General features: G+C 58.9%; 14 protein-coding genes. 7 read left to right on the top strand and 7 right to left on the bottom strand.

The window, feature by feature from the left end; translation table 11 throughout:
• The first annotated feature begins 247 nt into the window (after positions 1–247).
• Positions 248–1,618, top strand: a complete 1,371-nt coding sequence (locus CD351_RS10260; RefSeq protein ID WP_111992564.1) for a hypothetical protein — start codon at positions 248–250, stop codon at positions 1,616–1,618.
• Between the two features lie 80 nt (positions 1,619–1,698).
• Here CD351_RS10260 and CD351_RS10255 read toward each other — a convergent pair whose 3' ends face one another.
• The 4 genes from CD351_RS10255 to CD351_RS10240 are packed head-to-tail and all read right to left on the bottom strand — an operon-like array spanning position 1,699 to position 4,444.
• A complete protein-coding gene (locus CD351_RS10255; protein WP_111992563.1) occupies positions 1,699–2,421 on the bottom strand; it encodes an NYN domain-containing protein in 723 nt (240 codons plus the stop codon).
• Positions 2,422–2,477: 56 nt separating this feature from the next.
• Complete coding sequence (locus CD351_RS10250; protein WP_111992562.1) at positions 2,478–3,119, bottom strand: carbonic anhydrase; 642 nt, start codon at positions 3,117–3,119, stop codon at positions 2,478–2,480.
• Positions 3,120–3,152: 33 nt separating this feature from the next.
• Positions 3,153–3,461 carry a transcriptional regulator gene (locus CD351_RS10245; protein ID WP_111992561.1) on the bottom strand — a complete coding sequence of 103 codons (309 nt, stop codon included), beginning with the start codon at positions 3,459–3,461 and terminating at the stop codon, positions 3,153–3,155.
• Entirely contained in the window at positions 3,458–4,444 is a 987-nt protein-coding gene (locus CD351_RS10240; protein ID WP_111992560.1) for a sodium-dependent bicarbonate transport family permease, read from the bottom strand. Before CD351_RS10240 ends, CD351_RS10245 begins: the two co-directional genes overlap by 4 nt.
• A gap of 133 nt (positions 4,445–4,577) precedes the next feature.
• Between CD351_RS10240 and CD351_RS10235 the strand changes: the two genes are divergently transcribed.
• The 3 genes from CD351_RS10235 to CD351_RS10225 are packed head-to-tail and all read left to right on the top strand — an operon-like array spanning position 4,578 to position 6,560.
• A complete protein-coding gene (locus CD351_RS10235) occupies positions 4,578–5,102 on the top strand; it encodes a hypothetical protein (protein ID WP_162627688.1) in 525 nt (174 codons plus the stop codon).
• Between the two features lie 40 nt (positions 5,103–5,142).
• Positions 5,143–6,099, top strand: a complete 957-nt coding sequence (gene lipA / locus CD351_RS10230; protein WP_111992558.1) for a lipoyl synthase — start codon at positions 5,143–5,145, stop codon at positions 6,097–6,099.
• Entirely contained in the window at positions 6,099–6,560 is a 462-nt protein-coding gene (locus CD351_RS10225) for a type II toxin-antitoxin system RatA family toxin (protein WP_111992557.1), read from the top strand. The genes lipA and CD351_RS10225 overlap by 1 nt, the downstream gene beginning before the upstream one ends.
• Here CD351_RS10225 and CD351_RS10220 read toward each other — a convergent pair.
• The 3 genes from CD351_RS10220 to CD351_RS10210 are packed head-to-tail and all read right to left on the bottom strand — an operon-like array spanning position 6,521 to position 8,768.
• Complete coding sequence (locus CD351_RS10220; protein ID WP_111992556.1) at positions 6,521–7,033, bottom strand: CinA family protein; 513 nt, start codon at positions 7,031–7,033, stop codon at positions 6,521–6,523. The two genes, CD351_RS10225 and CD351_RS10220, sit on opposite strands and share 40 nt — an antisense overlap.
• Positions 7,030–7,581: a hypothetical protein gene (locus CD351_RS10215; protein ID WP_111992555.1), complete on the bottom strand. Its 552-nt coding sequence runs from the start codon at positions 7,579–7,581 to the stop codon at positions 7,030–7,032. The genes CD351_RS10220 and CD351_RS10215 overlap by 4 nt, the downstream gene beginning before the upstream one ends.
• A gap of 23 nt (positions 7,582–7,604) precedes the next feature.
• Positions 7,605–8,768: a bifunctional 2-C-methyl-D-erythritol 4-phosphate cytidylyltransferase/2-C-methyl-D-erythritol 2,4-cyclodiphosphate synthase gene (locus CD351_RS10210; RefSeq protein ID WP_111992554.1), complete on the bottom strand. Its 1,164-nt coding sequence runs from the start codon at positions 8,766–8,768 to the stop codon at positions 7,605–7,607.
• 85 nt (positions 8,769–8,853) lie between these two features.
• Between CD351_RS10210 and dusB the strand changes: the two genes are divergently transcribed.
• From dusB to CD351_RS10195, 3 genes are read left to right on the top strand one after another with little or no spacing between them, the layout of a single operon-like run.
• Positions 8,854–9,876, top strand: coding sequence for a tRNA dihydrouridine synthase DusB (dusB, locus tag CD351_RS10205; protein WP_111992553.1), 1,023 nt, complete (start codon positions 8,854–8,856; stop codon positions 9,874–9,876).
• Position 9,877: 1 nt separating this feature from the next.
• Positions 9,878–10,984, top strand: coding sequence for a nitrogen regulation protein NR(II) (locus CD351_RS10200; protein WP_234027100.1), 1,107 nt, complete (start codon positions 9,878–9,880; stop codon positions 10,982–10,984).
• Positions 10,985–11,005: 21 nt separating this feature from the next.
• Positions 11,006–12,427, top strand: coding sequence for a sigma-54 dependent transcriptional regulator (locus CD351_RS10195; protein WP_111992552.1), 1,422 nt, complete (start codon positions 11,006–11,008; stop codon positions 12,425–12,427).
• Positions 12,428–12,486 lie beyond the last annotated feature (59 nt).

Raw genomic sequence — 12,486 nt, 5'->3', positions numbered from 1 at the left:
AGAGGCACCTTTTTCCACACTTGGTGACCAACACAGCGCAGGTAGTGGTCACCTTGCTGCCTGCTGAACGATTGTTGCGCGGCCCTTTTCTATTCGTGCGATCCATTCAATCGCCATTCAGCCCGGTTCGTCTAGTTAGAATTGCAAATGTCGAGGCCGTCGCTAAATGAGCGGCGCAGACATTCATTAAGGCCGCGACGACTGGAAGCCGGGCGGCGTTTGTATCACTCGCTGGAGGAACCCCCCAATGCTTACACTTATTTCGCGCAAGCGTGCTTCGTCGTTCGCCCTCGCGATCTCGCTCGCCACTGGCACGGCTGTCATCGCAACCGCAGTGTTCCCGACAGAAGCAAGCGCTCAGCGCCGCGACCGTGACCGGGACCGCGATCGTGATCAAGAGCAGGAGGCCGATGGTGGCGGCTACAGCGACGCATTTCGCGCGGCTTATGTCCCCCTGGATGAGGCGATGAAGGCTGAAGGCGGTGACATCACCAGCATGCGTGCTCAATTCGAGCAGCTCGCAGGCGTTCTGAACACGAGTGACGAAAAGATCGCCGGCGGCGGTCTCATCTTCAATGCAGGTATCCGTCTCCAGGACCGCCCGCTGCAACTGCTCGGCATGGAAAACATGCTGGCGAGTGGCAAGGTTCCGGCTGAACAGGCTGGCCGCTACAACTTCATCGCGTACCAGCTTTCGAACGAAGCGCGCGACTACGCCAAGGCACGTCGTTACCTTCAGGGTGCGATCGACAACAACTTCACCACTGACACGATCAATGCGTCTTCGCTGCGCATCGCGATGGCGGAAAGCTTTTTTGCAGACAATGACCTGACCTCGGGTTTCAACTATCTGCAAGACGCGATTGCCGATCGGAAGGCATCGGGTCAGCCTGTCGACGAACAGTGGTATCGTCGCGGCGTCACGGTTGCTTACGAAAATCAAGTCGTGCCGACTGTCTACGATTTCGTGACCATGTGGATCAGCGATTATCCTTCGTCGACCAATTGGCGTGACGCGATCAATGTGGCCCGCAATCTGAACAACTATGAGGGTCCCGAGATTCTCGATCTTTTCCGTCTGAGCCGCCGGGTTGGCGCTCTGACCGAAGCTTCTGACTACGATTACTATGTTGAAGCTGCGGACGCCCGTCGTCTGCCGCGTGAAGTAAAGGACGTGATCGACGAAGGCATGGCAGCGGGAATCGTAAGCTCGGGCAACCTGTTCATCACTGAAGCACTCGAAACAGCGACGGGCCGTATCCAGAGCGATCGTGCCGACCTTCCTGCGCTTGAGCGTGATGCGATGGCTGCCGATGCTGGCTTGCGCACCGTGGTCGCAGCCGGAAGCGCATTCCTAAGCTACGACGAGTTCGGTAAAGCTGAAACGTTCTACCAGAAGGCTCTGGGGATGGCTGGCGTCAACACGAACGAAGCATTGACCCGCCTTGGCATCGCGAAGCTTGGCCTCGGCAAATATGACGAAGCGCGCACCACTTTCGGGCGTGTGACCGGCAACCGTGAATCGATCGCCAAGCTGTGGATCGCCTACGCGAACGAACTTGAGAAGGGCACCGCTGGCGCAGCTGCACAGTCGGCTGCATCTGTCGAGAGCATGTGATCAATCCCTGAAAGGGACAAAGAAAAGGGGCGCCGGGAGAAATCTCGGCGCCCCTTTTTCTCTTGTGAAGGACCGAAGTCTCAGCGCAGGCGCTTGACGTAGACTTGATTGTCATCGCGATGTTCGAGCACGAAATTGTCGAAGCTCTCGAACATCTCCTTGAGGCTCTTGAAGCCGTGATTTCGCACATCGAAGCTTGAACGGTTACCGGCGATCTGGCCCACCTGTGACAGCCGCGCGAACCCGCCGTCCTTTTTGGCTTCGGAGTAAGCAGCCAGGATCAGGTCGTCGAGCTCGTCGTCAACCGTGGAACTATCCTTCCTGCCGCCTTTCCCAGAATTCGGCGCGTCCGCTGCGTTAGTCATGATCAATTGCTTGATGTCGATGAAGCGGGTGCAGACCGACTTGAAGGCCTGCGGGGTCTTGGCCTCGCCAAACCCGTAGACAATGATACCATCCTGTCTCAGCCGCGTGACGAGAGGCGTGAAATCGCTGTCCGAAGTCATGATGCCGAACCCGTCGACCTTGCCTTGATAAAGAAGGTCAATCGCGTCGATCGTCATCGCCATGTCCGTTGCGTTCTTGCCCTTCGACACGTCGAATTGTTGCTGCGGCCGAATGCCGAACTTGTTCGTGATCTTGTCCCAGCGCGACAGATTGTCTTTCGCGAAGTTGCCGTATGCTCGCCGAATATTCACCTGACCAAGCTCCGCCATAACTGTCAGGACCGGGTCGATTCCCTCCGGCGTGGTGTTGTCCGCGTCGATCAGGAGGGCAATATTCTTGAGTTCTGGATCTGGCATGCAGCGCTCAATGGCGTTGCTGCCAAAACAGGGCAAGAGATTATTCCCTTACAGGATCAATCCTCAGGCAGGAACTCGCCGGTTTCCTCGTCGAGCGAATACAGCACCCCTTCCTGGATCGAGAAGTGCGCCCCGCGAAGCTTCACCTCGCCCGCCGCTTCCTTGTCGGCAACCCATGGAAAGGTGCGCAGGTTCGCAAGGCTTTGGCGTATGGCGGCAAACTCCATTGCGAGCTCGGCCTTGCGACCCGCGGTCCCGTGCTTGCGCGCGACAGGTTCGCGGGCCGCGCTCAGCAAGTCGATCCAGTTGGCTATGAAACCGCCTTCGCCAGGTTCCTTGGCAAGATAGCTGCCGGTGAGGGCCGCCTTGCACCCGCCGCAGCGGCCATGTCCCATGACAAGGATCTGCTTCACTTCCAGCATCTGCACCGCGAACTCGACAGCAGCGGAAACGCCGTGGAGGCCAGGTTTCTGTTCAAACGGAGGCACCAGCGCAGCGACATTGCGCACGACGAAGATCTCGCCGGGATCTACATCAAAGATCTGCGCCGGATCGACGCGGCTGTCCGAACAGCCGATGATCATGAGCTTGGGGTGCTGCCCCTCGGCGACTGTTTCATCGAAACGCGCTTTCTGGCGCGGATACGTATCTTCGCGAAAACGGCGATAGCCCTTCAGGAGCTCTGCAAATTCAGGCACCGATCCCTCCCTAAGCGTCGGCGCCTTTCTCCTTCAGAAGCGCTCGCCGCGGATAACTTGCACGTCCCACATACTCAGGACGAAGCCCAGACGTGTAAGCATGGGTGCCAGCTCTTCTGCAAGCGCCATCGCCTTGTCTTCCGCAGCAATTGTGAGCACCAGCACCTTATCCGTGCCGATCACGCTCTCTTCGCGCCAAACGCCCTCTCGTCCCTTGCCGCTCGTGACGGGGACGATTGTCCATCCGGTTATCCCGATCCGGTCGATCGCATCGGTAACCCGGCGTTGTAGTGCCTTGTCGGCGAGGATTTCGATGCGCTTTCGTGTGACGGTCTCAATCATGGCGTCGCTCCATTGGCGCCGGTCAAAGATGCCGCGAGCGCGCTGATCAAGCCGATATTGACCAGCACATTGAACGGGAAGGTGATGCTGAGCGACATGGTGAGGTAGATACCCGGATCGGCCTCGGGCAGGGCAAGCCGCATGGCGGCAGGGACAGCAATATAGCTTGCGCTGGCACACAGCACACCGAGCGCCGCAGCCGAACCCGCATCAAGGCCGATAACTACACCCAAACTCGTCCCAGCCGCGCCGTTAACGATCGGCAGGAAGATGGCGATTGCGCCAAGCCTCCACGTGATTGAGCGCGACTCCATAATACGCCGCATCGCGACAAGGCCCATGTCGAGAAGGAAGATACAAAGCACGCCCTTGAAACCTGCCTCGAAGAACGGGCTCACCGGCGCAAAGCCGACCTCGCCTCCGATCATCCCAACGACGAAGGCTCCAAGCAACAGCATGATCGACGAGTTCGTGAATACCTCGTGCAGCATCTCGCCCGTAGACTGCGTGCCTGCTTTGCTTCCCATCCCCCGGGCAAGCATTAGACCGCTGAGGATAGCGGGTGCTTCCATCGCTGCCATAACCGCGACCATGTAGCCGCCGGGTTCGCGTGACTGGCCGGTCAATATCTCAACGGCGGTCACAAAAGTGACTACGCTGATCGAACCATAATGAGCTGCGACTGCGCCTGAATTGATGCGGTCGAGTTTTCCGAATGTCTTGAGAATACCATACGCGAAGAAAGGCAGGATAAACCCGGCCGCTATCCCGGCACCAAGGGTAGAGACCACCGTCGCGTCAATCCCCGACTTGGATACGGCCACCCCACCTTTAAGGCCAATCGCGGCCATGAGATAAAGCGACATCGCCTTTGCAATCGGTTCAGGGATTGTGAGATCGGACCGTACGAAGGCGGCGAACAGTCCAAGCACGAAAAACAGCACGACCGGCGAGGTGAAGGTCTGGATTGCGGTCTCGAACATGAAAATGAGCCGTAAGCCTGCCGCGACCGCGTGGCAATTGCCGAGGTGGTATTTGCTTCAAGAGCGTGCTGGTTCATCCGCAATTCACGCTGGCTGGGCTCTTCTGAGTACCGCAGCAACAGGGAAAAAGTCCGTGAATAAGCAAAGGATTGCGACCATTGCCATCTGTGCCGCTCTCGTCTCAGGCTGCGCGCAGCGCCAGTTCGTCAAGGGGCATGGTCTCGCACCCTCGGAAACGGTCTACATTGTGACCAGCCCGGCAGGGGCGCAGGCAAGCTCCAGTTACGGGCAGGAATGTGTTACGCCGTGCTATCTGCCGCTCCTGCGCGAAAAGGGCGGCGAGGTCACCGTCGCTCTCGAGGGGCACCATACCGAGCGCTTTCGCGTGACCAGCAGCGTCGACGAGGCGCTGATCGCTCAGCGAAGCCATTCGGTTGCCATCGAGGCGATCGATCCCGACCCGATAAGCATTTTGCTCACTGCCATCGGGCAGGCCGCCGACGGCAAGGGCGGCGTCATGTCGCTCGACGAGCGCGATTTCGAGATTGCCATGCGGCCACTTCTGCCGGGCGAGGAGGATCTACTCGCTCCAGCACAACCGCTCACCGGGGAGCGAATCCCGATCGATATTTCAGTAGATACGACCAGCCGCCAGTGACGGGTTGCGGGGGCAGGGGCTAAGGCCTAAATGGTCCCCCATGAACGACCTCTCCAACGCTCCCGAGCCTGGTAAGGGCGATGGCCGCCCGCAACGTCAGCGCAAGCCTGACTGGATCCGCGTCCGCGCGCCGGTGAGCCAGGGATACAACGAGACGCGCAAGCTTATGCGCGAGCTTAATCTCAACACGGTTTGCGAAGAGGCAGCTTGTCCCAATATCGGCGAATGCTGGTCCAAGAAGCACGCCACGGTGATGATTCTTGGCGATGTTTGCACGCGCGCCTGTGCGTTCTGCAACGTCAAGACCGGGATGCCTCGCCCTGTCGACCCGATGGAGCCGGAGAACACCGCTGTCGCTGCGGCGAAGATGGGCCTTGAGCACATCGTCATCACCAGCGTCGATCGCGACGATCTTCCCGATGGCGGGGCAGGGCAATTCGTCAAGGTGATCGAGGCGCTGCGTCGAAACACGCCGGACACGACTATCGAAATTCTGACACCCGACTTTCGCGGCAAAATGCGCCCGGCGGTGGAGGCAATTTGTGAAGCGGGGCCGGACGTTTACAACCACAACCTTGAAACAGTCCCGCGGCTCTATCCGACCATTCGACCCGGTGCGCGCTATTACGCCTCGCTTCGTCTTCTCGAAGAGGTGAAGGCGCACAACCCGCTGATCTTCACCAAGTCGGGGATCATGTTGGGCCTGGGCGAACAGCGCCTCGAAGTGCATCAGGTGATGGATGACATGCGCAGCGCCGACGTCGATTTCATCACCATGGGCCAATATCTTCAGCCAACGCCCAAACACGCAAAGGTCGAGGAATTTGTCACGCCCAAGGCCTTTGGCGCATATGGCTCGATCGCTCGCGCGAAAGGCTTCTTGCAGGTCGCTTCAAGCCCACTGACCCGGTCAAGCTATCACGCCGGCGACGACTTCGCTCAAATGCGAAAGGCCCGCGAAGAAAGGCTGCGTAAGAAAGATCGGCTCAGCGTCTGATGGTCGGTATCCGAGAAACGCGAAGGTTACCCTACAGCGCCGAGCAAATGTTCGATCTGGTTGCCGATGTCGCTCGCTATCGAGAGTTCTTGCCCTGGGTTATCGCAACGCGGGTTCGCTCGAATAACGAGACCGAGATGGTGGCGGATATGGTCGTGGGCTTTAAGGCGATCCGTGAGACCTTCACATCACGCGTTTCCAAGAATCGCCCGCGCGAAATCGCAGTCCACTATGTCGATGGTCCGCTGTCCGATCTCGACAATGTCTGGACCTTTCGAGCCATCGACGAAAGCACGTGCGAAATTGATTTCTGTGTCGACTTCGAGTTCAAAAACCGCGTGTTTCAGGCGTTGGCAGGACAGTATTTCGACCGCGCATTTCGCAAAATGGTCGCGGCATTCGAAGCGCGCGCTCACGAGCTTTACGGCAACAACAACTCAAGCGCACAGATCGTCGCCTGACGCCGGATTGCGGCGCGGCCACCGGGTCCGTCGCCACCTTCGAAATGCTTCAGCTCCCCCTCGGGTTCGCCATCCTGATTTCGATAAGCCCGGGCAAAAACCACCGTTCCAACTGGCTTGAGCTGAGTGCCTCCGCCGGGTCCTGCGACACCGCTGATTGCAACCGCAACATCAGCATTTGACCGTTCCAATGCTCCGGCTGCCATCGCCCAGACGCAGGCGATCGAAACGGCGCCAAAGGTCTCGATGATATCCTGAGCAACGCCAAGCGATTCCATCTTGGCCTCGTTCGAATAAGTGATGAAAGCGCGATCAAGTACGGCGGATGAGCCTGCAATTTCGGTGATCGCACCCGAAACGAGTCCGCCGGTGCAACTTTCTGCCGTTACGACTTTGCGACCCGCAGCCTGATTCTCGGCGACTACCCGCGCGGCTAGATCGGTAATGTCTTCGGGGAGAATGGTGTTGCTCACTCTGCGGTGCCCTCGCTGGCGACTTCTTCCTCTTCGTCGCGTGCTCCAAGCTCGACAATCAGGCCGACCATTTGCGCGATATTTTCCGCTGGCAGAGGGTCAAGGATTTCTAGCCCGCGCTCGATGACTTCGCAGTCATCTGTCTTGATTTCCTGCCCGATCAATCCGCCCACAAGTCCATCGACGAAGGGACGCAACTCATCATCTCCCAGCATCGCAAAAACAGCCGTCATCTCGCGAGTGTCAGCGTTACCGCTCGCCATCAGGATCATGGCATCTTTCGCAGCGGGCCAGGCCTCGTCAATCCCATCCGAAAACTTCGCCATGAGCCGTTCGGAATTGCTGAGCGCATAACCGCGCCGGTCAAGAGAGGTGGAGCACTTGGTCACAAAGCTGTCGAAGGCGATGGGGAGCGCATAGCGCGAGGCCGCTGCGACCGCTGCGGGGTCGAGGTCACTTGGCTGCGCAGCTGCGGGTGCGGCGCTTATAGTCGCAAATGCCATGCCGGTTGCGACGGCAAGTTTTGCCGATGTCTTGATGTTCTTCATATCGAAGGGTCCGTCCTTTTCTCTTACCCGTTGGCCGCGTGGAGAGCGACGATTGCTTGCGCAGCGATCCCTTCGCCACGGCCTGTGAAACCGAGTTTTTCTGTCGTTGTTGCCTTTATGCTTACAGCATCTTCTCCGATGCCGGTAAGCTTTGCGATCTCTGCCCGCATTTCGGGGCGGTGCGGTCCGATCTTCGGGGCTTCGCAGATAATGGTGAGGTCGATGTTTCCGACTGAGTATCCAGCTTCCCTTGCCAGACTGACGGCGTGTTCCAGGAACTGGCCGGAACGCGCGCCCGCCCAGCGCGCGTCGCTTGGCGGGAAATGCGTTCCGATATCGCCTTTGCCGACCGCGCCCAGCACCGCATCAGTTATGGCATGGAGGGCGACGTCGGCATCCGAATGGCCCGACAGGCCATGGGTGTGTTCAAGTCGGATGCCGCACAACCAAAGCTCCTCGCCTTCTTCAAGGCGATGGACGTCATATCCTTGTCCTACGCGGATCGAGGCAACGCTGGGCATATCCATCAGGTCTTCCGCAAATGTGATCTTCTTCAGGCGTTCGTCACCTTGAACCAGCGCGACTGAACGCTGCATGGCTGCGAGCACCTGTGCATCGTCGCCGGCATCGGTTTCGGTGTCCCATGCGCGGTGAGCACTCAGGATGTCTTCGAAACGAAATGCTTGCGGCGTCTGTACCCGGCGCAGGACTTCTCGGTCAGCCTTGCCAGCCATGGTGCCTGTGTCACTAGCAACCGCGAGGCTGTCGACGACGGGAAGGGTCGGAATCGCGCCTTCATACTGATCGAGAGCCGTTAGGAGCCGCTCGATCACATCGCGAGGCAGATCGGGGCGGGCCGCATCGTGGACAAGAACTCGTTGAGGCGAAAACTCTGAAAGCGCTTCAAGCCCCGCTCGCACCGAATCCTGACGCGACGCGCCCCCTTCAACGAAGCTGATTTCGGAAAGACCTTTCAGCGCGTCCTTGGCGTCACCTTCGGCACCAGCCGCGATCACCACCAGCAGAGGCTTGGCGCCAGCAGAGAGAAGTGTCTCGATAGAATGACGAATAAGCGGCTTCCCGCGCCAGTTACGGTATTGCTTGGGGGTATCGCCGCCGACCCTTAATCCTTTCCCGGCTGCAACGACAATTGCGGCGAATGAGGGGAGGGCGCTGGCTTCATCCATGGTGGCGCCAGCGCTTAGGGTCTGGACGCAAGTTTCGCAATCCACTATGCGGCTGCCCAATATTTAGGCATACTCTCTCCAGCCCATGACAGACTTACCCTCTCCCCCGGCCCTGAAGCCGATCAATATTGGTCCCGTAACAATCGCGGAGCCCGTTCTTCTCGCGCCGATGACGGGCGTGACCGATATGCCGTTCCGGACATTGGTGCGTCGTTATGGCTCGGGTCTGAATGTGACCGAGATGATCGCCAGCGAAGCCGCGATCCGGGAAACCCGCCAGTCAGTCCAGAAGGCGGAATGGGACAAGACCGAAGAACCGGTTTCGATGCAGCTCGTCGGCTGCGATCCCGGCAGCATGGGTGAAGCCGCGAAGCTTCAGGAAGGCAACGGCGCTGCGATCATCGACATCAACTTTGGTTGTCCGGTGCGCAAGGTGGTCGGCCAGTTTGCTGGTAGTGCACTCATGCGCGAGGTTCCCCTCGCGACCAAGCTGATGGAAGCAACGGTCAAGGCAGTCGATGTTCCTGTGACCGTTAAAATGCGCATGGGCTGGGACCATCAGAGCCTGAACGCACCTGAAATGGCGCGCATCGCTGAAGACCTTGGTGTGAAGATGATCACCGTTCATGGCCGTACTCGCAACCAGATGTACAAGGGCAGCGCCGACTGGTCCTTTGTCCGCAAGGTCAAAGAGGCCGTGAACATTCCGGTCATCGTCAATGGCGATATCTGCACGATCCAGGATGCGGCGACCGCGCTTGAGCAGTCGGGCGCAGATGGTTTGATGATTGGGCGCGGCGCTTACGGAAAACCCTGGTTGCTAGGCCAGGTGATGCATTGGTGGCGCACTGGCGAAAGCATCCCGACACCCAGCTTCGATGAGCAGTACTCCGTGCTGGTCGAACACTATCACCGTATGCTCGATCATTATGGCCGCAACGTTGGCACGAAGATCGCTCGCAAGCACCTTGGCTGGTACACAAAAGGCATGCACGGCTCGGCCGAATTCCGGAACCGCGCGAACTTCATCGATGACCCCGATGAAGTTCTTGGCGAGATAGAGCGGTTCTACGAGCCATTCCTCGGCCGTACTGCCAAAGCCGCCTGACATGTCGGTCAAACCTGAGGCGGGCAGGTCCGATATATCGAGTTTCGACCCGTCCAGACCAGACGCGCGCGCGCAGCTTTCTGGTCTGTTGTTTGCGCTGATTCTGATCGATCCAATTTCTTCGATTGCCGAGGTGAACCACGCGGCGGAGAATTTGTTAGGCCGCAGCGCCAAGCGCCTCATCGGCAAGCCGCTGCTTGAGGCCATCGGACCGCTCGATCCGAGGGTGGAAAATCGCCTCACAAACTCCGAGGAGGCGCTCGTTGCTCGAGACATTCTGATCAATGCGAGCGAAGCTGAAAAGCGCGTCAACCTGACCGCAAGTCCGCTGGGTGGGTTTCCGGGCTGGAGGGTGGTGACCTTCTCGGAAATTGGTCACGAGGAAACTGGAGGCGACGAAGATCTCGGTTCGTCGCTAGGCGCGCCATCAATCCTCGCTCACGAGATCAAAAACCCTCTCGCAGCAATCAGGGGGGCGGGGCAGTTGGCGGCGCGCAAACTCCCTCTCAAAGACAAAAAGCTGGCGCGGATGATCACCGACGAGGTCGATCGGATCGCAAGACTCATCGACCGGATGCAGCAGCTCGGTTCTCGCACGGCCGAGGAGGCGGAGGCGTGCAACGCTCACGAGGCGATCCGCTCGGCCATAGCAACCGTCCGTGCAGCTGGCGGCGCAAAGCAAATTGAAATCAAGGAGGAATTCGATCCCTCTATCCCTCCCGCCTACGTCAATCGCGACGCTTTGGAGCAGGTTCTCATCAACCTGATATCGAATGCGCGCGATGCCGCCGGTTCGGGTGCGCGCGGAGAGATAACGGTGAAGACGCGGTTCGTGTCCGGCCTTGCATTCAGCGCGATCCGCTTGGGGCGTGCCGTACGCCTACCGGTAGAGATTACAGTCTCTGACAACGGTCCGGGCATCGATCCCGCAATGCGCGACCACGTGTTCGAACCGTTCGTGTCGTCCAAGCAATCAGGACAAGGTCTCGGCCTTGCGCTCGTGCGAAAACTGGTGCGCGACATGAACGGATCAATCTCGCACGAACGCGATGCGAAACGCGGCCTCACACATTTCAGGCTCCATCTGCCTCTCGCCAAGCCAGTCTAGGAATAGGAACCACCCCCAGCAATGTCCGGAACGCTCCTTCTCGTCGAAGATGACAGCGCAATCGCCACGGTGATCACGACTGCCCTTGAGGATGAGGGGTTTGAAATTCACAGATGCTCTGCAATCCGCGAAAGAGATCAGCTGCTTGGCGGCCGCTCTTTCGACCTGATGCTGACCGATGTCATGCTCACCGATGGAGATGGCCTTGAGAGCCTAGCGGCGGTGCGCGAGGCTGCGCCGGACATGCCGGTGATTGTGCTTTCCGCGCAAAATACGCTCGATACCGCCATTCGTGCCAGTGACAGCGATGTCTTCGAATATTTTCCCAAGCCGTTCGACCTCGATGAGCTCGTGCGCGCGGTGCTTCAGGCGGTGGGCGCGCGGACCAGTACGGTTGCTGCACTGCCGGAAAGCGAAGGCGACGGAATGCCGCTCGTTGGGCGCAGTCCCGCGATGCAGGGAGTATACCGGATGATCACGCGTGTCTTGCGCAACGATCTGACGGTTCTCGTGACCGGTGAAAGCGGGACGGGTAAGGAGCTGGTAGCAGAAGCGATCCACCAGCTTGGAAGCCGCCGCACGGGCCCGTTCGTGGCAGTCAACACGGCAGCAATTCCGCAAGACCTCGTCGAAAGCGAACTGTTCGGGCATGAAAAAGGTGCTTTCACAGGCGCCGTCGCGCAGGCCATAGGCAAGTTTGAGCAAGCGAACGGCGGGACCCTGTTTCTGGATGAGATCGGCGACATGCCTGCCGAGGCCCAGACCCGCTTGCTCCGCGCGCTCCAGTCCGGCCGAATTCGCCGGGTTGGCGGGCGCCAGGAGATCGCCGTCGATGTGCGGATCATAGCGGCCACCAACCGCGATCTGGCCCCGATGATTACAGCGGGCAAGTTTCGGGAAGACCTGTTTTACAGGCTCAATGTGGTTCCGATCGAATTGCCATCTTTGCGGGAACGACGCGAAGATATTGAAGTGCTCTCGCAGCACTTCCTGTCTCAAGCGGTTGAAGATGGCTTACCACGCCGTCAGCTGACGCCATCCGCGATTGAGCGGCTCGAGGAGCGAAACTGGCGCGGAAATGTCCGTGAACTGCGCAATGTCATTTACCGACTCGCCCTGATGAGCCGTGAGGATGCGATCGACGCATCGAGTTTGAATGACATCCTGGGCGATGAGGCACCCTTTCATTCCGAAGGAACGGAGGGCAGGGGCGGTATCGCCGCAGCTCTCGACATTTGGCTGGCAAAGGAAGAGCCCGCTCCGGGCACCGTTTACTCCAGCGCAATCGCAGCTTTCGAGAAACCGCTCATTGAGCATGCCTTGGGCGAAACCGGCGGCAATCAGCTGCGCGCGGCGAAACTTCTCGGGATCAATCGAAACACACTGCGCAAACGCATCAGCGAGCTCGAAATAGAGCCTGATCGCTTCGCAAGACCGCTTTAACGCAGTTATGCGACCTAAATGTCACTTTGGGCTTGCGTAGATACAACACTAGCGTTGTA

The sequence above is a fragment of the Erythrobacter sp. KY5 genome (assembly GCF_003264115.1).
GTDB lineage: Bacteria > Pseudomonadota > Alphaproteobacteria > Sphingomonadales > Sphingomonadaceae > Erythrobacter.
The sequence above is the reverse complement of the archived record's forward strand: the minus strand, read 5'-3'. Positions and strand labels throughout refer to the sequence as shown.